The following is a 25,201-nucleotide window of genomic DNA, read 5'->3' as shown; positions in this document are numbered from 1 at the left end:
TATTCGCCCCTGGGGATAAGCGAGTGGCACCTGGCGGCAACTTGAAATTTATCGGATATATTTGGCCGTTACAGAATAACCGTGCGGTTACCGTAAACAAATACCCGCTGGGCCAACACATGATACAGCGCGCGGCTGAGCGCGTTTTTCTCTACGTCACGCCCGGCACGCATCATATCTTCAGCAGAATAGGTGTGATCAACATGAATTACCTCCTGCATGATGATTGGGCCTTCGTCCAGATTATCGTTAACGTAGTGCGCGGTAGCGCCGATGATTTTTACCCCGCGTTCGTAAGCCTGATGGTAAGGCCGTGCGCCAATGAAGGCCGGCAGGAACGAATGGTGGATATTGATCACCTGGTTCGGGTAATGCTGAACAAATGCCGGGGTCAGCACGCGCATATATTTGGCCAATACCACGTAATCCGGTTGATATTGATCGATCTGAGCCACCATTTTTTGATCGTGCTGGTCGCGCGTCAACCCTTCATGGCTGACCAGATGGAACGGAATATCGAAGCGTTCCACCAGCGTTTGCAGCGTATCGTGGTTGCCGATAACCGCAGCAATCTCTACATCCAGACCGCCGTAAGCACTTTTCATCAGCAAGTCGCCCAGACAATGTGCTTCTTTGGTCACCAGTACCACAATGCGGCGACGGCCGGAGTTGTGCAGTTCGCGAACAGAGCCTGTCGGCAGGGCGCTGTCGAGATCTGCCAGCAGCGTGGTGTCGTTGAAGATACCTTCCAGCTCGGTACGCATAAAGAAACGCCCGGTGCGGTGATCAACAAACTCATTGTTTTGAACAATGTTGAGTTCATGTTTGTAGCAAATGTTGGTGATCTTGGCGATCAGGCCTTTGGCATCCGGACAGATGGTGCGCAAAACTTTTCTTTGTACATTTTGGTGTGGCATGGGAATGAGGATCCTGTCTGATACTGAACGTCCTGTCTGTGCAGGCGAGAGTTTTTATAGTCTTCATCTTCAAACGGTAGCCTGGTCGGCTGCGGCTTGAACGCTATGGGACACAATGACAACCGGCTAACGCCCGCAGCATTTTTTATATTTTTTACCTGAACCACAGGGGCAAATTGCATTTCTGCCAGGCTGGGGTTTGGTTCCATCAATATAGTACCAGCGTTGGTCAAGCTGAAGGAAGCGCGAACGCTCATGCATCGCCTTGTGTTCGCCGCTGTCGGCGTCAACGAAGCGCGCAATGAATTCTACAAAACCTTCGCCGGTATCATGACCTTCTTTTTCTTCTACTACAGTCAGACCAAGCCACTCGGTGCCTTTGAAGCTGTCGACGATGGACTTGCGCCATTCATTGGCATGGCAATCGGGATGCCAGGTGGCGATCAGATAATCAACATTGTGTTTTACGTAGGCGCTAAAGCGCGAGCGCATTAACGTGCCTGGAGTGGGGGCGAATCTGACCCCGTTAATGTAGGGTTCGCAGCATGCGCTATACTCCAGACCGCCGCCACAGGGGCATAATTCAGGCAAGGTAACTCCTAAAATGGCCGGCACGAAAAAGAACGGGCCAACGATGATGAAATGAATTTAGCGCATATGTTACCTAACATTATTCGGTCGTGACAATCTACGCTGACAGCAGGTTTGATACAATTTACCGGGCAAAGGGCAGGCGTTATGCGACAAATTAAAGTGGGACTGGCATTAGGGGCGGGGGCGGCCAAAGGCTGGGCGCATATCGGTGTCATCAACGCGCTAAAGAAATTGGGCGTTGAGGTCGATATAGTAGCCGGTTGCTCGGTTGGCGCGCTGGTGGGGGCCGCTTTTGCCAGCCATCGTCTGCCCGCCATGGAGACGTGGGTGCGTTCGTTCAGTTATTGGGATGTGATTCGGTTGATGGATTTGTCCTGGCAGCGGGGCGGCCTGTTGCGGGGCGAGCGGGTGTTCAATGCGGTGGGGCAGTTGTTGAAGATCGATGATATTGCCGAGTGCTCTCTGAAATTCGGTGCCGTGGCGACTAATCTGAGTACCGGGCGGGAGTTGTGGTTGACGAAAGGGGATATTCATCAGGCGGTACGAGCTTCATGCAGCATGCCCGGCTTGTTGGCGCCGGTGTGGTTCGACGGTTATTGGCTGGTGGATGGTGCGGTGGTTAACCCGGTTCCCATCTCATTAACTCGCGCGATGGGCGCCGATATCGTCATCGCCGTTGACCTGCAACATGACGCGCATTTGATGCAGCAGGATTTGTTCTCGGTTCGCAATGATATGGAAGAGCCGAACGATCTCCCAGCCCGCAACTGGCGGGGGCGTTTGCGCGAACGAATCAGCAAGATGACGTTGAGAAAGCCTAACTTCACGCCAACGGCGATGGAAATCATGGGGACGTCGATACAGGTGTTGGAAAATCGCCTGAAACGCAACCGCATGGCCGGCGATCCGCCCGATGTGTTGATTCAACCCTACTGCCCGCAAATTTCAACGCTGGACTTTCACCGCGCCAATGAGGCGATTGAAGCCGGCGAACTGGCGGTGGAAAAACAGCTCGATATGCTGTTGCCATTGATAAAAAATAAATAGCTGCCGGCTTCAGGGGGGCAACGTGCGGTTGGGACATTTTCCGGCAAGCGTAAATGCCCTTTTTGAGCCACTATTACACTATGAAAAGGGAAGAGGCTCGGCTGATGGCATTACCACTCACTCACAAGCGGATTTTGATCGTCGAGGACGAACTGGTGTTTCGTTCCGTGCTTGTTGGCTATTTGAAATCGTTGGGAGCGGAGACCAGTGAAGCGACCAATGGTTTGCAGGCGCTGAGTGCCGTCGACGATGTCCATCCCGATTTAATCTTGTGCGATCTCGCCATGCCGGAAATGGGCGGGATCGAGTTTGTCGAACATCTGCGGCTGCAAGGCCTGCAAATCCCGGTGCTGGTGATTTCGGCCACGGATAAAATGGCGGATATCGCCAAGGTGCTGCGTTTGGGCGTGCAGGACGTGTTGCTGAAACCGGTGGCCGATCTGAACCGACTGCGTGAAGCGGTATTGGGGTGTTTATATCCCAATATGTTTACCTCTCCGGCTCTGGAAGAAGCAGAGCTGTTCAAGGATTGGAATGCGCTGAGTAAAAATCCTTCCGAAGCGGTAAAATTACTCAAACAGCTTCAGCCGCCGGTGCAACAGACCGTAGCCCATTGTCGGATTAATTATCGGCAATTAACCACCAGCGAGAATCCGGGGTTGGTGCTCGATATAGCCGCACTGTCGGATAAGGATCTGGCTTTCTATTGCCTGGATGTTACCCGCGCCGGTGATAATGGCGTATTGGCTGCGCTGTTGCTGCGTGCTTTATTTAACGGGTTATTGCAGGATCATTTAGTTAATCAGCGTCATCGGTTGCCGCAAATGACAACACTGTTAAAGCAAGTTAATCAATTATTGCGCCAAGGCAAGCTGGAAGGGCAATTCCCTCTGTTAGTTGGTTATTATCACGCCGAATATAAAAACCTGATTCTGGTTTCTGCGGGCCTGCATGCCAATGTGAATACCGGTGACAATCAAATCCAACTGAGCAACGGCGTGCCTCTGGGGATGCTGGGCGCAACCTACATGAACCAAATCAGCCAGCACTGTTCCGCCTGGCAGTGTCAGGTTTGGGGCTCTGGGGGCAGGCTGCGGCTGATGCTTAGCGCCGAATAGCAAGCAGTTGTAAAAATATTATTTGAAATTAAGATATTCAACATACTTATTTTTATCTCAGAAAATCTGATTGGGTAATTGTCCTAAATTTTTTCTATTTGTGCTCAGACTAATGCCAGACAGTCATAAACTGGTATACTCCGAAGGTTTTTTGTATGGCAGAAGAAGCTCACAAAATGAGCGCCAATTCTATTAGAGAGAGGAAATAATGCCTGCTGTAAATCGTAAAATCAGAAAGGCAGTGATCCCGGTTGCAGGCTTGGGAACACGAATGTTGCCGGCGACAAAAGCCATCCCAAAAGAAATGTTGCCGCTGGTTGACAAGCCATTGATCCAGTACGTGGTCAACGAATGCATTGCGGCAGGGATTAACGAGATTGTGCTGGTCACCCATTCCTCCAAGAATTCGATTGAAAACCATTTCGATACCAGTTTTGAGCTGGAAGCGATGCTGGAAAAACGCGTTAAGCGCCAACTACTGGATGAAGTGCAGTCTATTTGCCCGAAGGGCGTCACCGTGATGCAAGTGCGTCAAGGGGTGGCGAAAGGCCTTGGGCATGCCATCATGTGCGCTTATCCATTGGTGGGCGATGAGCCGGTTGCCGTAATTTTGCCGGACGTGATCCTCGATGAGTACAGCGCCGATCTGAAAAAAGACAATTTGCACGAAATGTTGCAGCGGTTCGAACAAACCGGCATCAGCCAGATTATGGTTGAACCTGTGCCGCAGAAAGATGTCGGCAATTATGGCGTGGCTGATTGCAAAGGTTATGAACTGCAAGCAGGTGAAAGCGCTCCGATGGTCAGTGTGGTCGAAAAACCTTCGCCAGACGAAGCGCCGTCAAACCTGGCTATTGTTGGCCGCTATGTGCTTTCTGCCGATATCTGGCCGTTGCTGGCGAAAACGCCTCCAGGCGCCGGCGGCGAGATCCAGCTTACCGACAGTATTGAAATGCTGATGCAGCAGGAAACCGTAGAAGCCTATCACCTCAAAGGGGTGAGCCATGACTGCGGCAACAAGCTGGGCTACATGCAGGCTTTCGTCGAGTATGGTCTACGCCATGCCAGCCTTGGCAAAGAATTTTCTCAGTGGTTGCAACAACTGTTGGCCGCTGATAAGAAATAATTTATTTATCTTTCGTCTTAATTTGAAAAACTAGGATTTTCCCATGAAAGTAACAGTTTTTGGTATTGGCTATGTTGGCCTGGTACAGGCTGCGGTATTGGCAGAAGTCGGCCATGACGTTATGTGTATTGATGTAGACGAGCGTAAAGTCGAAAACCTGAAGAACGGGAATATCCCCATTTTTGAACCCGGTCTGACGCCGCTGGTGCAGCAAAACTATGAAGCGGGTCGTCTGCACTTCACCACCGACGCTAAAGCCGGTGTTGCACACGGTACCATTCAGTTCATCGCCGTGGGGACGCCACCGGATGAAGACGGCTCTGCCGATCTGAAATACGTGACTGCCGTAGCGCGCACCATCGCGGAACATATGACCGATCGCAAGGTGGTGATCGACAAATCTACAGTGCCGGTCGGTACTGCGGATAAAGTACGCCAGGTGATGGAAGAAACCCTGAAAAAACGCGGCAGCACAGTGCCATTCGACGTGGTTTCCAATCCGGAGTTCCTGAAAGAGGGCGCGGCGGTAGCGGACTGCATGCGTCCGGAGCGTATTGTTATCGGTACCGATAACAAAGAGGTTATCGAACCTATCCGTGAGCTTTACGAGCCGTTCAACCGCAATCACGATCGCATGATCATGATGGATATCCGCAGCGCCGAGCTGACCAAATATGCCGCCAACTGTATGCTGGCGACCAAGATCAGCTTTATGAACGAAATGTCCAATCTGGCCGAAATGTTGGGTGCGGATATTGAGAAAGTGCGCCAGGGGATCGGTTCTGACTCACGTATCGGTTACCACTTCATCTATCCGGGCTGTGGCTACGGCGGCTCATGCTTCCCGAAAGACGTTCAAGCGCTGATCCGCACTGCGGAGCATATTGGTTACCAGCCAAAACTGTTGCAGGCGGTAGAGCAGGTTAACTATCAGCAAAAATATAAGCTGACTAAATTTATCAAACATCACTTCGGTGAAGATTTGAAAGGCAAAACCTTTGCGTTGTGGGGGTTGGCGTTCAAACCCAACACCGACGACATGCGCGAGGCCTCCAGTCGCGTACTGATGGAGCAACTGTGGGAAGCGGGTGCTATCGTTCAAGCCTTCGACCCGGAAGCCATGAACGAGGTACAGCGTATCTATGGTCAGCGTGACGACCTGAAGCTGGTGGGCACCAAAGAGGCGGCGCTGCAGGGGGCTGACGCACTGGTTATCTGTACCGAATGGCAGAATTTCCGTGCGCCAGATTTCGATGTGGTTAAAGGTTCTCTTAAAGAGCCTGTCATTTTTGATGGCCGCAACCTGTTTGATCCAGAACGTCTGGAAAGTCGCGGTTTCACGTATTATGCAATCGGCCGTGGCGCGTCCATTCAGCCGGTTATTTAAGGGGTGAACATGAAATTCCTGGTTACAGGCGCTGCAGGGTTTATTGGTTATCATATTGCTGAGCGTTTGTTGGCTGCCGGGCATCAGGTTGTCGGTATCGACAACCTGAATGATTATTATGATGTGGGCCTGAAAATGGCCCGCCTTGAGTTGCTTTCGGATAAATCTGAATTTCAGTTTATTAAGCTGGATCTGGCCGATCGCGAGGGTATGGCGGGGCTGTTTGCAGAGCAAAAGTTTCAACGGGTGATTCATCTGGGTGCGCAGGCGGGTGTACGTTATTCGCTGGAAAATCCTCTGGCCTATGCGGATGCCAATCTCATTGGGCATTTAAACGTGCTGGAAGGGTGTCGTCACAATAAAGTTGAGCATCTGTTATATGCCTCCTCCAGTTCGGTATACGGTCTGAACCGTAAACTGCCCTTTGCGACGGAAGACTCAGTTGATCATCCGGTGTCATTGTATGCGGCAACCAAAAAAGCCAATGAGCTGATGTCGCACAGCTATTCCCACTTATATGGTATTCCGACCACCGGCCTGCGGTTCTTTACCGTATATGGCCCGTGGGGCCGCCCGGATATGGCGTTGTTTAAATTTACCAAGGCCATATTGGCGGGCGAAAGCATCGACGTATATAACCACGGCGAGATGCACCGCGACTTTACCTACATTGACGATATCGCTGAGGCTATTGTGCGGTTGCAGGCGGTTATTCCTCAGGCTGACGCGGCATGGACGGTCGAGCAGGGTTCACCGGCAAGCAGTTCTGCGCCTTATCGTGTCTATAATATCGGCAACAGCAGCCCGGTGAAGTTGATGGAATATATTCGCGCACTGGAGCAGGCGTTAGGGATTGAGGCGCGCAAGAATATGCTGCCGATGCAACCTGGCGACGTTTTAGATACCAGCGCGGATACCGCCGAGCTTTATCGCGTTATCGGCTTCAAGCCGGAAACCGGTGTTGAAGAAGGCGTGAAACGCTTTGTCGAGTGGTATAAGTCATTTTATAAAGTTCAGTAATTGAACAACCAGACAATGTTATAAAGGGGCTGCGGCCCCTTTTTTATGTCTTGAAAAACGCCAGGGATAGCTCAGGCGATAAGAAGAATGGGGAGCCTGGCGTGGGTGGATATTTGCGTCAAAGCTAAGCTGTGGGCTTGGCAGGCAGAAAATACACATAACAAAAAGGCTCCCATAGGGAGCCTTTTTAACGTGCAGCGAAATGCTATTACAGCAGGAAATCGTCCAGAGATTTACCTTGCTCTTCGATAGCTTTCTTAATCACTGCCGGGGTACGGCCCTGGCCGGTCCAGGTTTTCAGTTCGCCGTTTTCGTCTTTATATTGATATTTAGCTGGACGTACTGGACGTTTGGCTTTACCAGCGGCTTTAGTCGCAGCCATAGTTTGCAGCAGTTCATTTGGGTCAATACCGTCAGCAATCAACATTTCACGATATTGCTGCAGTTTACGGGTACGTTCTTCCACTTCTGCTTGAGCCTGGCTGTCTTCTTCGCGACGTTCGTTCACAACAACTTCCAGTTTTTCAAGCATCTCTTCCAGCGTTTCCAGGCTGCATTCTCTTGCCTGTGCGCGTAGAGTACGGATGTTGTTCAAAATCTTTAATGCTTCGCTCATTATCCTAGTCTCAAATTATATTGGTGGGGGGCGTCTGGATAATAATAGAGTGCTCTTTTCTTTTCTGCAATAGCCAAATTGAAAGGAGGGCTCAAATTTATCTTTAAAAAAACGGTTAATCAGATCCGTTTGGCTAATATAGGTAGGGATGTTAAGTATTACAACCTCCATTTTTAAGTCAAATTTTCAACAGCCGCACTATGTTTGATGGGGCTGTAAGGCATTTATGGCTAAGTTATAATTGTGTTTTATATCGATATTACGACGAATTCTGTGGGCTTAATCACGTGTTTTAGTATGCAGACATTGTAAACAATGGGGGTATGCGGGTAAAGATAACGTCAAGAACTGTGCCTTTGTCTGTTTTATGTCATTAAATTTCTCGGTGCTCCCTTTTGGGGTTAATAGATTTGAGTCTGTTACCGGGGGGCAGTCGTGCGACGGAGTCTCTCCACTAGCTTAACCATTAATGCGGAGGGCAAATCATTAGCGGTAATTAATAGTGATGGCAGGCAAAGATTATCCTGTAAATAGATGTAAAAGAGGGGCTGGATCAGAACGAAATGTTTCATTTGAAAGCCTGCTATTACCTTTCCCAGGATATTGAGAACCCAGAGCATGAGCAGGCCTACGGGATATGGTACACTTAGCGCTTGAATCAACGTCTGAATATTTCTTATACCATTGGAGTTGCGGGCCCATGGCTCAACTTTATTTTTATTATTCTGCTATGAATGCAGGAAAATCCACCGCGCTGTTACAATCTTCATATAATTATCAAGAACGTGGTATGCGCACGTTGGTGTTTACTGCCGAAATCGATCATCGTTTTGGCGTAGGGAAGGTGAGTTCGCGCATCGGATTGTCGTCTCAGGCGCAGCTCTATAATAATGACTCCATGCTCTATGCCATGATTGCTCAGGAACATCAGCAGCAGCCGGTACACTGCGTGTTATTGGATGAAAGCCAATTCTTGACGAAAGCACAGGTTGAGCAATTGTGCGACGTAGTCGACCAACTGGATATTCCGGTGTTGTGCTATGGGTTGCGCACCGACTTTCTGGGTGAGCTGTTTATCGGCAGCCAATATTTGCTGGCTTGGGCGGATAAACTGGTGGAGTTAAAAACCATCTGTCACTGCGGCCGCAAGGCGAATATGGTTCTGAGGCTGGATGAAAGCGGCCAGGCAATGCATGCAGGTGAACAGGTCGTGATAGGCGGTAACGAGAGCTACGTGTCCGTTTGCCGCAAACATTACAAGGAAGCCATACACGCACTGGAGTAAGCCACTGGGCAGCGTAGCACGCATTGTGGGGCGTTTTAGCGCTACCGTGCCGTAAGGCCGAATGAATGATTCATCAACATAAAAAAACCGCCTTTCGGCGGTTTTTTTGTCGGCTCAATGAACCGTTATTTTTTGGACTTTTTTTCCGCTTTGGCCGCAACCGGTGCAACCACAACTTCTTCCTCGTCCGCTTCGCTAAACTTACGTCCGTAGAAGGTATCCAGCATGATTTGCTTCAGTTCGGCAATCAGCGGATAACGCGGGTTGGCGCCGGTACATTGGTCGTCAAAGGCGTCTTCGGACAGTTTGTCGACTTTCGCCAGGAAGTCGGCTTCCTGCACGCCGGCTTCACGGATGGAAGCAGGGATGCCCAGCTCGGTTTTGATCTCATCCAGCCATACCAGCAGCTTCTCGATTTTTTGCGCGGTACGGTCGCCCGGGGCGCTCAGGCCGAGGTGGTCGGCGATTTCAGCGTAGCGGCGACGTGCCTGTGGGCGGTCGTACTGGCTGAAGGCCGTCTGCTTGGTCGGATTGTCGTTCGCGTTATAGCGAATGACGTTGGAGATCAACATGGCGTTGGCCAGGCCGTGCGGGATATGGAACTCAGAGCCCAGTTTGTGGGCCATGGAGTGGCAAACCCCCAGGAAGGCGTTGGCAAACGCGATACCGGCAATGGTCGCGGCGTTGTGCACACGCTCACGGGCTACCGGGTTCTTGGCGCCTTCCTTGTAGCTGTCTGGCAGATATTCTTTCAGCAATTTCAGGGCTTGCAGCGCCTGTCCGTCAGAGTATTCGTTCGCCAGTACCGATACATAAGCTTCCAGTGCGTGGGTAACCGCATCCAGGCCGCCGAAGGCACAGAGGGATTTCGGCATGTTCATCACCAGATTGGCGTCAACGATCGCCATATCCGGCGTCAATGCGTAGTCAGCCAGCGGGTATTTCTGGCCGGTCGCATCGTCGGTCACTACCGCAAACGGCGTGACTTCAGAACCGGTACCTGAGGTAGTGGTGACGGCAATCATTTTTGCTTTGACGCCCATTTTCGGGAACTTGTAGATACGTTTACGGATATCCATAAAGCGCAGCGCCAGGTCTTCGAAATGGGTTTCCGGATGCTCGTACAACACCCACATGATCTTCGCAGCATCCATCGGTGAACCGCCGCCCAGCGCGATGATCACGTCTGGTTTGAAGGAGTTCATCTGTTCGGCGCCTTTACGCACGATGGACAGCGTTGGGTCAGCTTCTACCTCAAAGAACACTTCTGTTTCAATGCCGTGCGATTTCAGAACCGTGGTGATCTGGTCTGCGTAGCCGTTGTTGAACAGGTAGCGGTCGGTCACAATGAAGGCGCGTTTTGCCCCGTCGGTCGCTACTTCTTCCAGCGCGATAGGCAATGAGCCACGGCGGAAGTAGATTGATTTCGGAAGTTTATGCCACAACATGTTTTCTGCTCGCTTCGCTACAGTTTTCTTGTTGATCAAGTGTTTTGGACCGACGTTTTCAGAGATGGAGTTACCACCCCAGGAACCGCAGCCCAGCGTCAGTGACGGAGCGAGTTTAAAGTTGTACAGGTCACCGATACCACCCTGAGACGCCGGGGTGTTGATCAGGATACGTGCGGTTTTCATCTTGTCGCCGAAGAAGGCAACGCGTTCCGGTTGGTTATCCTGGTCGGTGTACAGGCAGGACGTATGGCCGATACCGCCCATGGCGACCAGTTTTTCCGCTTTGCTGACGGCGTCTTCAAAATCTTTGGCGCGATACATTGCCAGCGTCGGAGACAGTTTTTCGTGAGCGAAAGGTTCGGATTCATCAACCAATTTCACTTCACCGATCAGTACCTTGGTGCTGGCAGGCACTTTGATGCCGGCCATTTCAGCGATTTTCGGCGCAGATTGGCCGACGATGGCCGCGTTCAGGCCGCCGTTTTTCAGAATGATGTCCTGGACCGCTTTCAGCTCTTTGCCCTGCAGCAGGTAGCCGCCGTGGGAAGAGAAACGCTCACGCACTGCATCATAGACGGAGTCAACGACGATGACAGACTGCTCGGAGGCGCAAATCACGCCGCTGTCGAAGGTTTTAGACATCAAAATAGAGGCAACAACGCGTTTGATGTCCGCTGTCTCGTCAACCACCACCGGAGTGTTACCGGCACCAACACCGATTGCAGGCTTGCCGGAGCTGTAGGCGGCTTTCACCATACCTGGGCCGCCGGTAGCGAGGATCAGGTTGATGTCCGGGTGGTGCATTAACTGGTTGGACAGTTCAACGGTAGGCTGGTCAATCCAGCCGACGATGTCTTTTGGTGCCCCGGCAGCGATGGCCGCCTGCAACACGATATCCGCCGCTTTGTTGGTGGCGTTTTTCGCACGCGGATGTGGCGAGAAGATAATGCCGTTACGGGTTTTCAGGCTGATCAGCGCTTTAAAAATAGCCGTAGAGGTTGGGTTGGTGGTCGGTACGATACCGCAAATCAAGCCAATAGGCTCGGCGATGGTGATCGTGCCAAAAGTATCGTCTTCAGACAGGATACCGCAGGTTTTTTCATCTTTATACGCGTTGTAGATATACTCTGAAGCGAAGTGGTTTTTGATCACTTTATCTTCAACGATACCCATACCGGATTCTTCAACGGCCATTTTGGCCAGGGGAATACGGGCATCGGCAGCGGCGAGGGCAGCAGCGCGGAAGATTTTATCAACTTGCTCTTGAGTGAAGTTGGCATATTCGCGCTGGGCTTTTTTGACACGTGCGACTAGCTCGTTCAGTTCAGCGACATTCGTTACAGCCATAATGCTCTCCTGATAATGTTAAACTCTTTCAGTAAATAAGCCGTGCGAGCAACTAGTATAGACACCTAAGCGGAAAATGCTGCTTAAAAACAAGGGCTTTCCATACTGTGCAACGCATGCTGCTGATTTGCTTAAAGAGCTTTCCCACTGCCTCTGGGGAAGACCGGTGGGCTGAACAGAGATACCTCTTTTTCCTTAACCTGTTCTACTCCCTGACTACGACTAAGAGCTTAACTACTCTTGATTAGCGGTTTTGTGATTTAAATCATGAAAAGTGCAGGCTGACACCATTCAGCTCGAGTTGTTGATAATTATTCTTGATAACTGTGTGGCAGACGTGTTTTTTAAACATAAAAAAATCATAAACCACACATTACTTTAACAATAGTGAATTATTTCATAACTTTTATTATTAATGGATAAAAATGCTGCATTTGGCCAATGGATTACCCGTGGCAATTCAATTACATTAGCGCGCGTAGGCAGTATCACTTTTCAAAGCTATTTAAGCGGAGTCATTTGTGGGCCAATCTCTGTTGGATTTTTCCGGCTACATTAAATTTTTTGTCGGCCTGTTTGCGCTGGTGAACCCGGTGGGCATTTTGCCGGTATTCATCAGCATGACCAGCTACCAGGCGGCGGCCGGACGCAATAAAACGAACATGACCGCCAACCTGTCGGTTGCCATTATCCTGTGGACCTCGCTGTTTCTGGGGGAGGGGATTTTGCGCATGTTCGGCATCTCTATTGATTCGTTCCGCATTGCCGGCGGCATTCTGGTGGTAAGCATCGCCATGTCGATGATCAGCGGCAAGCTGGGTGAAGATAAACAGAACAAACAGGAAAAATCAGAGAGCGCGATCCGGGAAAGCATCGGCGTGGTGCCGTTGGCGTTGCCCCTGATGGCGGGGCCGGGCGCTATCAGTTCTACTATTGTCTGGAGTTCCCGTTATCACAATTGGCAAAACCTGCTGGGTTTTAGCCTGGCGATTGCATTGTTTGCTTTCTGCTGTTGGCTGCTGTTCCGTGCCGCTCCCTTGCTGGTGCGTTTATTGGGACAAACCGGCATCAACGTTATTACCCGAATCATGGGTCTGCTCCTGATGGCATTAGGTATCGAGTTTATTGTCACCGGTATTAAAGCCATATTCCCGGGGCTGTTGTAATCAGGTCAGTGGGTCGCGAATAGGATAATTCGCGACTCAAATTAATTTTAAAAGTTAAAATTAATTATTGGCTCGCATTAATATAGTGCGGAATGTGAATAAATTTTCTTCACTTGCACCATAATGTGGCATAAATCTCACTTTGCTGCTCAATAAAAGCTCTAATCGCTATTTCTGACCCTTATCTTGTGCTTTTTCTGCCCGTTATAGCCTGCCTAATGTCAAATCTGCTGTTAATTTAGTCACATCATTCTGTAGGGCTTGTCTCGCTTTCATCCAGGTGTTATTAGTGATTAACCGCGTATAAGCAGGTGTTTGTTCTTTGAATGGGCTCTTTGTTAACTGAATGTTTCTTTGTGGTGCGTCCTGGCCTGTGGTGCAGAAATTGTACAAGGCTGATTTTAATTTTATTCAATAAAATCAATTTGTTATATATTGATTGGGTTGTCTGGTTAGCGGTGGGGCAAATCGCACACTGGGCAATAAAAGAGAATTGCTTAACATTTTTGTAAAAATTATTGGCTATGGAATTTGGCTTCTGCTAATTTCCGAGCAACTTTATTCGCTTAGATAATTGCAGAGCGTCGTCAAAGTAGGAACGATTCTTGCTGGTGTCCGTTATTTAGAATTCTTATAAATACTTCACAAATATCGATAAGCAATGCTTGTCGGTGAAAAGGAGCCTCGACTATGCAGCAAACAATGAAGCGCACGCCGTTGACCATGTTCATTGCCGGCATGCTGGGTATCTGCACCGTTTATTCCGTACAGGCGGCCGATGTTCCGGCAGGGGTGCAATTGGCCCAACAGCAAAGCATTGTGATCAACAACGGCAGCGAAGTCGCTTCATTGGATCCGCACAAGGTCGAAGGAACGCCTGAAAGCAATATCATTCTTAACCTGCTGGAAGGATTGGTCAGCACCGACGCCAATGGGCATGTGGTGCCGGCGGCGGCGACAACCTGGGAAAACCAGGATTTTAAAACCTGGACTTTCCACCTGCGCGCGGATGCAGTGTGGAGCGACGGTTCCCCGGTTACCGCGCAGGACTTTGTCTACAGTTGGCAGCGTCTGGCCGACCCCAAAATCGCTTCCCCTTACGCCAGCTATTTGCAATACGCCAAAATTGAAAACGTCGACGATATCCTGACCGGCAAGAAAAGCCCGCAAACCCTTGGCGTCAAGGCTATCGATGACAAAACGCTGCAGGTTCAACTGAGCGAGCCGGTGCCGTACTTTGTCAGCATGTTGAGCCATACCTCGTTGAAACCGGTAAAACGAGCGGTAGTTGAAAAGTTTGGCGACAAATGGACGTTGCCCGCCAACTATGTCGGCAACGGCGCTTACCGCCTGAAAGAGTGGGTGGTGAATGAGCGCATTGTGCTTGAGCGCAGCCCGAGCTACTGGAACAACAAAAAAACGGTCATCGACCAGGCGACCTTCTTGCCGATCGCTTCAGAGGTCAGCGACGTCAACCGCTTCCGCAGCGGTGAGATTGATATCACCAACAATGCTATCCCGCCGAATCTGTTCGTGAAGATGAAAAAAGAAATCCCGGAGCAACTGCACGTTAACCCGTTCCTGTGCACGTTCTATTACGAGATCAATAATCAGCGCGCACCTTTTACCGATGCCCGGGTGCGCACTGCGGTGAAGCTAACGCTCGATCGCGACATCATCGCCAACAAAATCATGGGCCAGGGCCAGATCCCGGCGTACAACTTCACCCCAACCTTTACCGATGGCGCCAGATTCACCACGCCGGAATGGGCGGGCTGGAGCCAGGAGCAGCGTAATGCCGAAGCGAAGAAACTGTTGGCGCAAGCCGGTTTCACTGCGGCAAAACCTTTGAAGTTCACGCTGTTGTATAACACCTCTGATCAAAACAAACAGCAGGCGATCGCTGCGGCGTCGATGTGGAAGAAAAACCTCGGGGCGGATGTCACGTTGCGCAATCAGGAGTGGAAAACCTCGTTGGAAAGCCGTCATCAAGGGGACTACGACGTGGCGCGCGCGACCTGGTGCGGCGATTATAACGAGCCAAGCGCTTTCCTGAATCTGGTGGTTTCCAGTAGCAGCATGAACACTATCTTCTACAAGAGCCCGGCATTTGACGCCCTGATGGCCAGTACGCTGAAGGCGCCGGATGAGGCTGCACGCGCCGTGATTTATCAACAGGCGGAAGCGCAGTTGGATAAAGATTCTGCGTTGGTTCCGGTGTATTACCGTGTCAGCGCGCGCCTGATCAGGCCGTCGGTCGGGGGCTTTACCGGCAAAGATCCGCTGGATTATACCGACGTAAAAAATCTGTACATCATCAAGCAGTAAAAGGGGTATTACGCCACGCCAACAACGAGGAGTAATACAGGGAAGGCCGCCTGCCGCCTTCGTTCATCGGCAGCCGGTATAACAAGGTCCGCTCACGGGCAACGCAGGCTCCACGATGAGTCTGTGATAATAAAAAACTGGAGTATATCAATGACCAACATCACGAAAAAAACCCTCCTTGCCGCCGGCATCATTGCCGCGCTGGGCATCACAGCAACCGGCAGCGCAATTGCTGCCGTCGTGCCCGCAGGTGTGCAACTGGCAGAGAAACAAGAGATCGTTAAAAACAACGGTTCGGAAGTACAGTCGCTGGATCCGCATAAAATCGAAGGTGTGCCGGAAAATAACGTAACGCGCGATCTGATGGAAGGTCTGGCCAACAACGGCCTGGATGGGGCCGTCGTGCCGGGTGTGGCGGAAAGCTGGGATAACAAGGATTTTAAAGTCTGGACCTTCCACCTGCGTAAAGACGCGAAATGGTCGAACGGCAAACCGGTAACGGCGCAAGATTTCGTGTATAGCTGGCAACGCGTGGTGGATCCGAAAACCGCATCCCCTTATGCCAGCTATCTGCAATACGCCCACGTAGAAAACGTGGATGACATCATCGCAGGCAAGAAAGACAAATCAACCTTGGGCGTGAAAGCCATTGACGACCATACCTTCCAGGTTACCTTGACCGAGCCGGTACCTTACCTGGTTGAAATGACGCCGCACTACGCGATGAAACCGGTGTTTAAAGACGCCGTAGAGAAGTATGGCGAGAAGTGGACTCTGCCTGCCAACTACGTCAGCAACGGCGCTTATAAACTGAAAGACTGGGTAGTCAACGAACGCATCGTACTGGAACGTAACCCGGAATATTGGGATAACGCAAAAACCATCATTAATAAAGTCACGTTCCTGCCAATTGCGTCGGAAGTGACCGACGTTAACCGCTACCGTACCGGTGAAATCGACATGACTTACAACAACATGCCGATCGAGCTGTTCCAGAAGCTGAAAAAAGAGATCCCGAAAGAAGTTCATGTTGATCCGTACCTGTGTACCTATTACTACGAAATCAACAACCAGAAAGCGCCGTTTACCGATGAGCGCGTACGTGAAGCGCTGAAACTGGGCCTGGACCGCGACATCATCACCAATAAAGTGAAAAACCAGGGTGACCTGCCTGCCTACAGCTTCACGCCGCCTTATACCGATGGCGCCAAGTTGACTCCGCCGGAATGGTTCGGTTGGACGCAGGAAAAACGCAACGAAGTGGCGAAGAAACTGCTGGCAGACGCGGGTTACGGCCCAGGCAAACCGCTGACTTTCTCGCTGCTGTACAACACCTCAGATCTGCACAAGAAGCTGGCGATTGCCGCCGCCTCCATCTGGAAGAAAAACCTGGGTGTGGATGTGAAGCTGGTGAACCAGGAGTGGAAAACCTTCCTGGATACCCGTCATCAGGGCAACTATGACGTATCTCGCGCCGGCTGGTGTGCGGACTACAACGAACCTAGCTCGTTCCTGAACATGATGCTGTCTGACAGCAGCAGTAACACCCCGCACTACAAGAGCGCCGAGTTCGACAAGCTGATGGCTAACGTGCTGACGGCGAAAACAAAAGAAGAACGTGCCGAACTGTATCAGAAAGCCGAAGTTCAGCTGGATAAAGACTCCGCCATCGTTCCGGTTTATTACTATGTGAATGCCCGTCTGGTGAAACCTTATGTTGGCGGTTACACCGGCCAAGACCCGCTTGATAACGTGTACGACAAAAACCTGTACATCATCAAGCATTGATACGGTAAGCGCCGGCGGTGCGAACCGCCGGCCCATGTTGAGAATAATAAGCCGTTATCAGGCTGCAGCACAGGGTTAGGGCAATGCTAAAATTTATATTTCGTCGCTTGTTAGAAGCGATCCCGACACTATTTATCCTTATCACCATTTCATTCTTCATGATGCGTTTGGCCCCCGGCAGCCCCTTTACCGGTGAGCGTGCATTGCCGCCGGAAGTGATGGCCAATATCGAAGCCAAATACCATTTGAATGATCCTATCTGGAAACAGTACGGCCATTATCTGGCTCAGCTTGCGCAAGGTGATTTTGGCCCGTCCTTCAAATACAAAGATTATTCGGTCAACGATCTGGTCGCCGCTTCTTTCCCGGTTTCAGCCAAATTGGGCCTGGCCGCATTTTTGCTGGCGGTGGTTTTGGGGGTTAGCGCCGGTGTCATTGCCGCATTGAATCAAAATACCAAATGGGATTATACGGTAATGGGGTTTGCCATGACCGGGGTGGTTATCCCCAGTTTCGTGGTGGCGCCGTTGCTGGTATTGATTTTCGCCATCACGCTGAAATGGTTGCCAGGCGGGGGTTGGAACGGCGGGGCACCGAAATTTATCATCTTGCCGATGGTGGCGTTGTCGCTGGCCTATATTGCCAGTATCGCCCGTATCACGCGCGGATCGATGATTGAAGTGCTGCACTCAAACTTTATCCGTACAGCCCGTGCCAAGGGTTTGCCAATGCGCCGCATCATTCTGCGTCATGCCTTGAAACCTGCGTTATTGCCGGTGCTTTCTTATATGGGGCCTGCCTTTGTCGGCATCATCACCGGTTCGATGGTGATCGAAACCATTTATGGCCTGCCGGGCATCGGCCAGCTGTTCGTTAACGGTGCGCTGAACCGCGACTATTCTCTGGTATTGAGCCTGACCATTCTGGTGGGTGGCCTGACTATTCTGTTTAACGCGATTGTTGACGTGCTGTACGCCGTTATCGATCCCAAAATTCGTTATTAAGCTGGAGCACGCAAATGATGTTGACGAAAAAGAACAGCGAAGCTCTGGAACACTTCGGCGAAAAGCTGGAAGTGGAAGGGCGAAGCCTGTGGCAGGATGCCCGTCGCCGCTTTGTGCATAACCGTGCGGCGGTCAGCAGCCTGTTTGTGCTGGGGCTGATTACCCTGTTTGTGATTGTAGCGCCGTGGCTGTCTCAGTTCGCCTATGACGATACCGACTGGGCGATGATGTCGGCTGCGCCGAGTCTTGAATCTGCGCACTACTTCGGTACTGACTCCTCCGGCCGCGATTTGCTGGTGCGCGTGGCGATTGGCGGGCGCATCTCGCTGATGGTCGGCGTGGCTGCGGCACTGGTGGCGGTGATTGTCGGTACCCTGTACGGCGCGATGTCAGGTTACCTGGGCGGCAAGACCGACTCGGTGATGATGCGTTTGCTGGAGATCCTTAACTCCTTCCCGTTCATGTTCTTCGTGATCCTGCTGGTGACCTTCTTCGGTCAAAATATCCTGCTGATCTTTGTGGCAATCGGCATGGTGTCGTGGCTGGATATGGCGCGTATTGTGCGTGGGCAAACCCTGAGCTTAAAGCGTAAAGAGTTTATCGAAGCGGCATTGGTGTGCGGGGTTTCAACCCGAAATATCGTACTGCGCCATATCGTACCTAACGTGCTTGGCGTGGTGGTGGTGTATGCCTCATTGCTGGTGCCGAGCATGATCCTGTTCGAATCCTTCCTCAGCTTCCTGGGGCTGGGTACGCAGGAGCCATTAAGCAGCTGGGGCGCATTGCTCAGCGACGGCGCCAACTCGATGGAAGTTTCACCGTGGTTGCTGCTGTTCCCGGCGGGTTTCCTGGTAGTCACTCTGTTTTGTTTCAACTTTATCGGCGACGGTCTGCGTGACGCCCTCGACCCGAAAGATCGTTAAGGAGTGCCATCATGAGCACCATTGAAAACCCGCAGTTGCAAACCAGTGCCGTCGCCAAATCGCCGCTGTTGCTGGATGTAAAAGACCTGCGCGTGACCTTCGGCACCCCGGACGGTGACGTGACGGCAGTGAACGATCTGAACTTCGACCTGCGAGCCGGTGAAACGCTGGGCATCGTCGGTGAGTCCGGTTCGGGCAAATCCCAGACCGCTTTCGCGCTGATGGGGCTGTTGGCCAGCAACGGCCGCATCGGCGGCTCGGCTAAATTTAACGGCCGCGAAATCCTCAACCTGCCGGAAAAACAGCTCAACAAGCTGCGGGCGGAAGAGATTTCGATGATCTTCCAGGATCCGATGACGTCGCTTAATCCTTATATGCGCGTTGGCGAGCAGCTGATGGAAGTGCTGATGCTGCATAAAAAAATGAGCAAAAGCGAAGCCTTCGAAGAGTCGGTGCGTATGCTCGATGCGGTAAAAATGCCGGAAGCGCGCAAGCGCATGCGCATGTATCCGCATGAGTTCTCCGGCGGTATGCGCCAGCGGGTGATGATCGCCATGGCGTTGCTGTGCCGGCCCAAACTATTGATTGCCGATGAACCGACCACCGCACTGGATGTGACGGTTCAGGCGCAGATTATGACGTTGTTGAATGAACTGAAACGCGAGTTCAACACGGCCATTATCATGATCACCCACGATTTGGGCGTGGTGGCCGGTATCTGCAATAAGGTGCTGGTCATGTACGCCGGGCGCACGATGGAATACGGCAGCGCGCGTGATGTGTTCTATCACCCGAGCCACCCTTATTCCATCGGTCTGTTGAATGCGGTACCGCGTTTGGACGCTGAAGGTGAAGCCTTGATGACCATTCCCGGCAACCCGCCGAATCTGCTGCGTCTGCCGAAAGGTTGCCCGTTCCAACCGCGTTGTCAGTTCGCTATGGAACAATGTGCGAGCGCTCCGCCGTTGGAGCAGTTTGGTGAAGGGCGCCTGCGCGCCTGCTTTAAACCGGTGGAGGCGTTGGTATGACAGCGGTAACCGACAAGAAAGTGCTGCTCGAAGTGGCCGATTTGAAAGTGCACTTCGACATTCATGATGACAAACAGTGGTTCTGGCAGCCGGCGAAAACCCTGAAGGCGGTCGACGGCGTGACGCTGCGGTTGTTCGAAGGGGAAACGCTGGGCGTGGTTGGCGAGTCCGGTTGCGGAAAATCGACCTTCGCCCGCGCCATTATCGGCCTGGTGAAAGCCACCAGCGGGCGTGTTGCCTGGTTAGGTAAGGATCTGCTCGGCATGAGCGATACCGACTGGCGCAAAACGCGCAGCGATATCCAGATGATCTTCCAGGATCCGCTGGCCTCGCTGAACCCGCGCATGACCATCGGCGAAATCATCGCCGAACCGTTGCGCACCTATTATCCGAAGATGCCGCGTCAGGAAGTGAAGGACAAGGTGAAGGCGATGATGCTGAAGGTAGGCTTGTTGCCAAACTTGATCAACCGCTATCCGCATGAGTTCTCCGGCGGTCAGTGTCAGCGTATCGGCATTGCGCGTGCATTGATCCTGGAACCGAAGTTGGTGATCTGTGACGAACCGGTCTCTGCACTGGATGTGTCGATTCAGGCGCAGGTGGTCAACCTGTTGCAGCAACTGCAGCGTGAAATGGGGCTGTCGTTGATCTTCATCGCCCATGACCTGGCGGTCGTCAAGCACATCTCCGACCGTGTGCTGGTGATGTATCTGGGCCATGCGGTGGAGTTGGGAACCTACGATGAGGTGTACCATAACCCGCAGCACCCTTACACCAAAGCGCTGATGTCGGCGGTGCCGATCCCGGACCCGGACAAGGAGAGGGAAAAACAGATCCAACTGCTGGAAGGGGAATTGCCTTCGCCGATCAACCCGCCTTCAGGCTGCGTGTTCCGCACTCGCTGCCCGATTGCCGGGCCGGAATGCGCCAAAACCCGGCCGCTGCTGGAGGGGAGTTTCCGCCATGCGGTGTCGTGCCTGAAAGTCGATCCTTTATAATTTACCCGTCGTCTTCAAACCGCAGCATGGTTCGCTGCGTCACCAACAAAAAACCCGCCAACGTTGGCGGGTTTTTTCATACAAGCAGGGCGCTTATTCTTTCCACAAAATGTGGCACAGCTTGTGGTCTTTCTCGCGGCAGAGCAATACGCGGGCAAACACGTCGTTGATCGGTTCACCATCGCTGTCCGCGAGGCCAATGACCACTTCGGCAAAAAAGTCCGGGTTCAGGTCAAAATCCACATGTTCCGACCAGTCTTCCGCCGGATCATACAGCTCGGCGCCGCCGCGTTCCTCAAATTGCAGGTTGAACAGCAGAATATCCGCCGGATCCAGATTGTCGCCGGCCAATTCCAGAAAGATGTCATAAGCCTGTTCCAGCGTTTCGTCTTCGGTAAGGCGGTTATTCAAATCCATAAAAAAATCCCGATAAAAAATGATTTGGCGTTATTAAACCATGCCCGACGCGGCTTTTATAGCAGCGGACTGAAAAAGTAGAACAGGCGTTCGACAATACGGTGCCAGAACGGCCGTTTCTGCCACTCTTGGGCGTTCAGCAACTGTGAGCGGGCGATATAGTCATCCTGCACGCAGGCCAGATCGCTGCCGAAGCCGTCATCGTCGATGACCAGGGTGATTTCAAAGTTCAACCACAGGCTGCGCATGTCCAGATTCACCGTGCCTACCAGGCTGAGTTGACCATCGACCAGTACGCTCTTGGTATGCAGCAGGCCGCCTTCAAACTGGTAGATGCGCACGCCGGCTTCGAGTAATTCAGAGAAGAAGGAGCGGCTGGCCCAGCGTACCATCGTTGAATCGTTGTCGCGCGGCACTATGATGCTGACTTCGACGCCACGCAGCGCGGCGGTGCAAATGGCATGCAGCAGATCGTCGCTCGGCACGAAATAGGGCGTCGTCATGATCAATTGCTCACGCGCAGAGTACACGGCGGTCAGCAACGCCTGATGGATCATCTCATCCGGGAAGCCGGGGCCGGAGGCGATGACCTGAATGGTGTGGCCGCTTTCTTGTTCGAACGGCATGATATTGACATCGGGCGGCGGCGGCAGAATGCGTTTGCCGGTTTCAATCTCCCAGTCACAGGCATAAACGATACCCATGGTGCTGGCGACCGGGCCTTCCATACGCGCCATCAGATCGATCCATTGGCCGACGCCTGCGCCCTGTTTGAAATAACGCGGATCGACCATATTCATACTGCCGGTATAGGCGATGTAGTTGTCGATCAGGATGACTTTGCGGTGCTGACGTAAATCCATTCGGCGCAGGAACACGCGGAACAGGTTAACCTTGAGCGCTTCTACCACCTCGATGCCGGCATTGCGCATCATGCCCGGATAAGGGCTGCGGAAAAACTGCAGGCTGCCGGCAGAGTCCAGCATCACCCGGCAGTGCACGCCGCGTCGCGCGGCAGCCATCAGCGATTCGGCGACCTGATCCACCAGCCCGCCGGGTTGCCAGATATAGAACACCATCTCAATATTATGGCGTGCCAGCTCGATATCGCGGATCAGGGCCTTCATCGTCGAGTCTGTGGTGGTGAGCAATTGCAGTTGATTACCCTTAACGCCATCAATACCCTGGCGACGATCGCACAGCTGGAACAGAGGCCTGGCAACCTCGCTGTATTCCGTAGCGAAGATCCGTTGGCTCTCTTTTAATTCGCTGAGCCAGCGAGCGGTCGAGGGCCACATCGCTTTGGCTCGTTCGGCGCGACGTTTGCCTAAATGCAATTCGCCGAAAGATAAATAAGCCACGATACCGAATAACGGCAGAATATAGATAACCAACAGCCAGGCCATGGCGGAAGGTACAGCGCGACGTTTCATCAGAATACGTAGCGTGACCCCGGCGATAAGCAGCCAGTAACCGAACACCATGAGCCAACTGATTACGGTATAAAATGTTGTCATAAAGGCGAAAAATCCTGTTCGCAAACCACCAACAATGAGTGTACGCACAGAATGGTAAAGGGGGAACCTTTTCTCGGCGCTTATGTTGCATAAATATGATTGCCTTAAGGCACTTGCTGAAAGCGAAAAAAACATTTTTATCCGGCCATCGCGTCGCTTGGCGACGTGAAAGTGCGACGAACTGTGGCTTGGATCGCACGGCGAAAGCGCTATAATGCCCGCCGTTGGCATTTGACGGACGAGTGACGAAACGATGAGACGCAGTAGAAACGAGGTGGGCCGTTGGCGGATGCTGCGGCAGAGTCAGCGCCGCAGGCATCGCTGGCTGGAGCGCCAGTCATGCAGCAACCGGCACATTATTCGGGTGCGACGCCGCCTGGATGACCAGCACCGGCGCGCATTGCTGTTTGTGGTCGCCTACGAGTGGTAAAACGAAAACAGTCCCGGCAGGGACTGTGAATTCGATGAAAAAGTTGCCTTTAAGCCTGGGGGTATTATGGGATACGCCCTTGTATTCCTCAGCGACAAACTCTCCCTGATTCAGAGCGTTATCACTTCTTGCCTAAAGTCCATTTCGCCATGCCTGCCCCCAGCACCATTAACAGCGCTGCCGCTATCAGTACCGCGATAAATGCCCGGTCGAAAGCCATGCGCGCCAGCTGTTTTAGCTGTTCAGCCTGATCGGTGGCCAGAGTGGCGGCCAGCCGTAGAGCTTCATCAATGCTGTCATAGGCGATGTCGCTCACCGGCAAACTGCCCGGCAACGTCAAACTGTGGCTATAGACGGCAGTCATTAGCCCGCCCAGCAGGGTGATACCCAAAACCCCGCCCAGTTCATAGGAAACGTCTTCAATCGACGCCGCCATGCCGGACTTCTCTTCAGGCGCATTCAACATGATGGCGGTGGATGCGGCGGTAATGGCGCCGCCGACGCCAAAACCAGTGATACACAGGCAAACCAATTGCAATAAAACGCTGCTTTGATAGAACAGGGCGAGACCTGCGATCCCGAGACCGGTCAGCATAAAACTGCCGAGCATCATGCGGCGTTCGCCGTAGCGGGGCAGAAATAAGCCAGTCATCGGCCCGGCCAGCACGGAGGCCAGCGGGATCGGCAAAATAAATAGCGCGGCTTGCAATGGGCTCAGATCGAGAACCAGTTGCAGGCGTTGACTCAGAACCAGTTCCACGCCAATCAGCGCTATCATCGAGAGCAAGGCGACGCCGACGCCACCGGCAAACAGCCGGTTTTGGAACAGCGTGAAGTCGATCATCGGGTATTGCGTTTGCCTTTGGCGGCGCACAAAAAAGACAAGAGAGACAATGCCGAGCGCCGCGGCCATCGCTAACGCAATAAACGAAGGTGCCGTTTTGCTCAATTCTTTCAGCGCATAGATGCTGCCCACCAGGCCGATCATGATTTGTACCGAGCCTATGATGTCGTAAGGGCGCGTATTCTCTCCGCCGCAGTGCGGTATCAATCGCCATGCCAGCGGCAGGACCAACATTACCACCGGCACGTTGATCAGAAACACCGACCCCCACCAGAAATATTCCAGCAGCACCCCGCCGACTACGGGCCCCAGCGCGGCGGCACTGGAGGCTACCGCCGCCCAGATGCCAATAGCCAGAGCACGCTCGCGCTCGTCGGTAAAGATATGACGGACGATGGACAGGGTTGCCGGCATCATCATGGCGGCACCTACGGCAAGGAATGCGCGCGCAGCAATCAGCCATTCTGCCGTGGGCGAAAAAGCGGCGCAAAGTGAGGCGGCGGCAAAAACCGGCAATCCGGCCATAAACAGGCGCTTATGACCGACGCGATCGCTCAGCATGCCTGCGCCAGGCAATAGACCTGCAACCACCAACGGGTAAGCGTTTACGATCCACAACTTTTGTGACGCATTGGCATCCAGCGCCTGCGTCAGCCGCGGTAAGGCGGTGTATAACACCGTCATGTCGATAACGATCAGAAATAGTGCGCTGGAGATTAAGGCCAGGATCAACCAGCGGTTGTTTACGAACATAATATTATTCCAAAAAATGCGGCCGGCGCGGATGCGCGGCCAGAAGGTAAACCCCAGTCTCCACTGGTGGTATACTGGTCATAATATATATCCATAC

At 52.3% G+C, this 25,201-nt stretch carries 21 protein-coding genes; 14 read left to right on the top strand and 7 right to left on the bottom strand.

The window, feature by feature from the left end; all coding sequences use genetic code 11:
• Positions 1 to 68 precede the first annotated feature (68 nt).
• Both purU and ACTJJ1_RS07680 read right to left on the bottom strand, forming a co-directional pair.
• Complete coding sequence (gene purU / locus ACTJJ1_RS07685; protein WP_004945352.1) at positions 69 to 917, bottom strand: formyltetrahydrofolate deformylase; 849 nt, start codon at positions 915 to 917, stop codon at positions 69 to 71.
• A gap of 126 nt (positions 918 to 1,043) precedes the next feature.
• Entirely contained in the window at positions 1,044 to 1,508 is a 465-nt protein-coding gene (locus ACTJJ1_RS07680) for a YchJ family protein (protein ID WP_020439162.1), read from the bottom strand.
• A gap of 147 nt (positions 1,509 to 1,655) precedes the next feature.
• On the opposite strand from ACTJJ1_RS07680, the gene rssA reads away from it, so the two are divergent.
• The 5 genes from rssA to ACTJJ1_RS07655 all read left to right on the top strand — a co-directional run bounded on the left by rssA (position 1,656) and on the right by ACTJJ1_RS07655 (position 7,209).
• Positions 1,656 to 2,558, top strand: a complete 903-nt coding sequence (rssA, locus tag ACTJJ1_RS07675; protein WP_004945347.1) for a patatin-like phospholipase RssA — start codon at positions 1,656 to 1,658, stop codon at positions 2,556 to 2,558.
• A 104-nt stretch (positions 2,559 to 2,662) separates the two neighbouring features.
• Complete coding sequence (gene rssB, locus ACTJJ1_RS07670; protein ID WP_004945343.1) at positions 2,663 to 3,676, top strand: two-component system response regulator RssB; 1,014 nt, start codon at positions 2,663 to 2,665, stop codon at positions 3,674 to 3,676.
• Positions 3,677 to 3,884: 208 nt separating this feature from the next.
• Entirely contained in the window at positions 3,885 to 4,802 is a 918-nt protein-coding gene (gene galU / locus ACTJJ1_RS07665) for a UTP--glucose-1-phosphate uridylyltransferase GalU (protein ID WP_004945340.1), read from the top strand.
• A gap of 43 nt (positions 4,803 to 4,845) precedes the next feature.
• Positions 4,846 to 6,189 carry a UDP-glucose dehydrogenase family protein gene (locus tag ACTJJ1_RS07660; protein ID WP_006325794.1) on the top strand — a complete coding sequence of 448 codons (1,344 nt, stop codon included), beginning with the start codon at positions 4,846 to 4,848 and terminating at the stop codon, positions 6,187 to 6,189.
• A 9-nt stretch (positions 6,190 to 6,198) separates the two neighbouring features.
• Entirely contained in the window at positions 6,199 to 7,209 is a 1,011-nt protein-coding gene (locus ACTJJ1_RS07655) for an NAD-dependent epimerase (protein WP_004945331.1), read from the top strand.
• Between the two features lie 208 nt (positions 7,210 to 7,417).
• Here the strand turns inward: ACTJJ1_RS07655 and hns are convergent, their stop codons facing one another.
• Positions 7,418 to 7,825: a histone-like nucleoid-structuring protein H-NS gene (hns, locus tag ACTJJ1_RS07650; RefSeq protein WP_004945327.1), complete on the bottom strand. Its 408-nt coding sequence runs from the start codon at positions 7,823 to 7,825 to the stop codon at positions 7,418 to 7,420.
• A 700-nt stretch (positions 7,826 to 8,525) separates the two neighbouring features.
• Between hns and ACTJJ1_RS07645 the strand changes: the two genes are divergently transcribed.
• Positions 8,526 to 9,110: a thymidine kinase gene (locus tag ACTJJ1_RS07645; protein WP_004945324.1), complete on the top strand. Its 585-nt coding sequence runs from the start codon at positions 8,526 to 8,528 to the stop codon at positions 9,108 to 9,110.
• A 125-nt stretch (positions 9,111 to 9,235) separates the two neighbouring features.
• Here the strand turns inward: ACTJJ1_RS07645 and adhE are convergent, their stop codons facing one another.
• On the bottom strand, positions 9,236 to 11,908 hold the full coding sequence (adhE, locus tag ACTJJ1_RS07640; RefSeq protein ID WP_440833020.1) for a bifunctional acetaldehyde-CoA/alcohol dehydrogenase: 2,673 nt from the start codon (positions 11,906 to 11,908) through the stop codon (positions 9,236 to 9,238).
• A gap of 521 nt (positions 11,909 to 12,429) precedes the next feature.
• Here adhE and ACTJJ1_RS07635 point away from each other — a divergent pair.
• The 7 genes from ACTJJ1_RS07635 (at position 12,430) to oppF (ending at position 21,143) form a co-directional block, all read left to right on the top strand.
• On the top strand, positions 12,430 to 13,074 hold the full coding sequence (locus ACTJJ1_RS07635; protein WP_004945318.1) for a YchE family NAAT transporter: 645 nt from the start codon (positions 12,430 to 12,432) through the stop codon (positions 13,072 to 13,074).
• A gap of 690 nt (positions 13,075 to 13,764) precedes the next feature.
• Positions 13,765 to 15,402 (top strand): ABC transporter substrate-binding protein, encoded by a 1,638-nt coding sequence (locus tag ACTJJ1_RS07630; protein ID WP_409442681.1) that lies wholly within the window; start codon positions 13,765 to 13,767, stop codon positions 15,400 to 15,402.
• Between the two features lie 150 nt (positions 15,403 to 15,552).
• Positions 15,553 to 17,190 carry an oligopeptide ABC transporter substrate-binding protein OppA gene (gene oppA / locus ACTJJ1_RS07625; protein ID WP_004945311.1) on the top strand — a complete coding sequence of 546 codons (1,638 nt, stop codon included), beginning with the start codon at positions 15,553 to 15,555 and terminating at the stop codon, positions 17,188 to 17,190.
• 83 nt (positions 17,191 to 17,273) lie between these two features.
• Positions 17,274 to 18,194 (top strand): oligopeptide ABC transporter permease OppB, encoded by a 921-nt coding sequence (oppB, locus tag ACTJJ1_RS07620; protein WP_004945308.1) that lies wholly within the window; start codon positions 17,274 to 17,276, stop codon positions 18,192 to 18,194.
• Positions 18,195 to 18,208: 14 nt separating this feature from the next.
• Entirely contained in the window at positions 18,209 to 19,117 is a 909-nt protein-coding gene (gene oppC / locus ACTJJ1_RS07615) for an oligopeptide ABC transporter permease OppC (protein WP_004945306.1), read from the top strand.
• A gap of 11 nt (positions 19,118 to 19,128) precedes the next feature.
• On the top strand, positions 19,129 to 20,145 hold the full coding sequence (locus tag ACTJJ1_RS07610) for an ABC transporter ATP-binding protein (protein WP_004945304.1): 1,017 nt from the start codon (positions 19,129 to 19,131) through the stop codon (positions 20,143 to 20,145).
• The gene (gene oppF / locus ACTJJ1_RS07605) at positions 20,142 to 21,143 is read left to right on the top strand and encodes a murein tripeptide/oligopeptide ABC transporter ATP binding protein OppF (RefSeq protein ID WP_004945302.1); all 1,002 of its coding nucleotides are present in this window, start codon (positions 20,142 to 20,144) and stop codon (positions 21,141 to 21,143) included. Before ACTJJ1_RS07610 ends, oppF begins: the two co-directional genes overlap by 4 nt.
• 93 nt (positions 21,144 to 21,236) lie before the next feature.
• Here the strand turns inward: oppF and ACTJJ1_RS07600 are convergent, their stop codons facing one another.
• Positions 21,237 to 21,560, bottom strand: a complete 324-nt coding sequence (locus ACTJJ1_RS07600) for an HI1450 family dsDNA-mimic protein (RefSeq protein ID WP_004945300.1) — start codon at positions 21,558 to 21,560, stop codon at positions 21,237 to 21,239.
• Positions 21,561 to 21,616: 56 nt separating this feature from the next.
• Complete coding sequence (gene cls, locus ACTJJ1_RS07595; protein WP_004945298.1) at positions 21,617 to 23,077, bottom strand: cardiolipin synthase; 1,461 nt, start codon at positions 23,075 to 23,077, stop codon at positions 21,617 to 21,619.
• Positions 23,078 to 23,330: 253 nt separating this feature from the next.
• Between cls and ACTJJ1_RS07590 the strand changes: the two genes are divergently transcribed.
• A complete protein-coding gene (locus tag ACTJJ1_RS07590) occupies positions 23,331 to 23,507 on the top strand; it encodes a YciY family protein (RefSeq protein ID WP_004945296.1) in 177 nt (58 codons plus the stop codon).
• Between the two features lie 121 nt (positions 23,508 to 23,628).
• Here the strand turns inward: ACTJJ1_RS07590 and ACTJJ1_RS07585 are convergent, their stop codons facing one another.
• Positions 23,629 to 25,104: an MFS transporter gene (locus ACTJJ1_RS07585; RefSeq protein ID WP_440833014.1), complete on the bottom strand. Its 1,476-nt coding sequence runs from the start codon at positions 25,102 to 25,104 to the stop codon at positions 23,629 to 23,631.
• Between the last annotated feature and the right edge of the window lie 97 nt (positions 25,105 to 25,201).

The organism is Serratia sp. 22264 (assembly GCF_052045345.1).
GTDB classification, from domain to species: Bacteria; Pseudomonadota; Gammaproteobacteria; order Enterobacterales; family Enterobacteriaceae; genus Serratia; species Serratia plymuthica.
The sequence above is the reverse complement of the archived record's forward strand: the minus strand, read 5'-3'. Positions and strand labels throughout refer to the sequence as shown.

Bases quoted from the DNA above. Each gene is read 5' to 3' on its own strand.
- purU (WP_004945352.1), bottom strand. From the start codon at position 917: ATGCCACACCAAAATGTACAAAGAAAAGTTTTGCGCACCATCTGTCCG.
- rssA (WP_004945347.1), top strand. From the start codon at position 1,656: ATGCGACAAATTAAAGTGGGACTGGCATTAGGGGCGGGGGCGGCCAAA.
- rssB (WP_004945343.1), top strand. From the start codon at position 2,663: ATGGCATTACCACTCACTCACAAGCGGATTTTGATCGTCGAGGACGAA.
- galU (WP_004945340.1), top strand. From the start codon at position 3,885: ATGCCTGCTGTAAATCGTAAAATCAGAAAGGCAGTGATCCCGGTTGCA.
- ACTJJ1_RS07660 (WP_006325794.1), top strand. From the start codon at position 4,846: ATGAAAGTAACAGTTTTTGGTATTGGCTATGTTGGCCTGGTACAGGCT.
- ACTJJ1_RS07655 (WP_004945331.1), top strand. From the start codon at position 6,199: ATGAAATTCCTGGTTACAGGCGCTGCAGGGTTTATTGGTTATCATATT.
- hns (WP_004945327.1), bottom strand. From the start codon at position 7,825: ATGAGCGAAGCATTAAAGATTTTGAACAACATCCGTACTCTACGCGCA.
- ACTJJ1_RS07645 (WP_004945324.1), top strand. From the start codon at position 8,526: ATGGCTCAACTTTATTTTTATTATTCTGCTATGAATGCAGGAAAATCC.
- adhE (WP_440833020.1), bottom strand. From the start codon at position 11,908: ATGGCTGTAACGAATGTCGCTGAACTGAACGAGCTAGTCGCACGTGTC.
- ACTJJ1_RS07630 (WP_409442681.1), top strand. From the start codon at position 13,765: ATGCAGCAAACAATGAAGCGCACGCCGTTGACCATGTTCATTGCCGGC.
- oppA (WP_004945311.1), top strand. From the start codon at position 15,553: ATGACCAACATCACGAAAAAAACCCTCCTTGCCGCCGGCATCATTGCC.
- oppB (WP_004945308.1), top strand. From the start codon at position 17,274: ATGCTAAAATTTATATTTCGTCGCTTGTTAGAAGCGATCCCGACACTA.
- oppC (WP_004945306.1), top strand. From the start codon at position 18,209: ATGATGTTGACGAAAAAGAACAGCGAAGCTCTGGAACACTTCGGCGAA.
- ACTJJ1_RS07610 (WP_004945304.1), top strand. From the start codon at position 19,129: ATGAGCACCATTGAAAACCCGCAGTTGCAAACCAGTGCCGTCGCCAAA.
- oppF (WP_004945302.1), top strand. From the start codon at position 20,142: ATGACAGCGGTAACCGACAAGAAAGTGCTGCTCGAAGTGGCCGATTTG.
- ACTJJ1_RS07600 (WP_004945300.1), bottom strand. From the start codon at position 21,560: ATGGATTTGAATAACCGCCTTACCGAAGACGAAACGCTGGAACAGGCT.
- cls (WP_004945298.1), bottom strand. From the start codon at position 23,077: ATGACAACATTTTATACCGTAATCAGTTGGCTCATGGTGTTCGGTTAC.
- ACTJJ1_RS07590 (WP_004945296.1), top strand. From the start codon at position 23,331: ATGAGACGCAGTAGAAACGAGGTGGGCCGTTGGCGGATGCTGCGGCAG.
- ACTJJ1_RS07585 (WP_440833014.1), bottom strand. From the start codon at position 25,104: ATGTTCGTAAACAACCGCTGGTTGATCCTGGCCTTAATCTCCAGCGCA.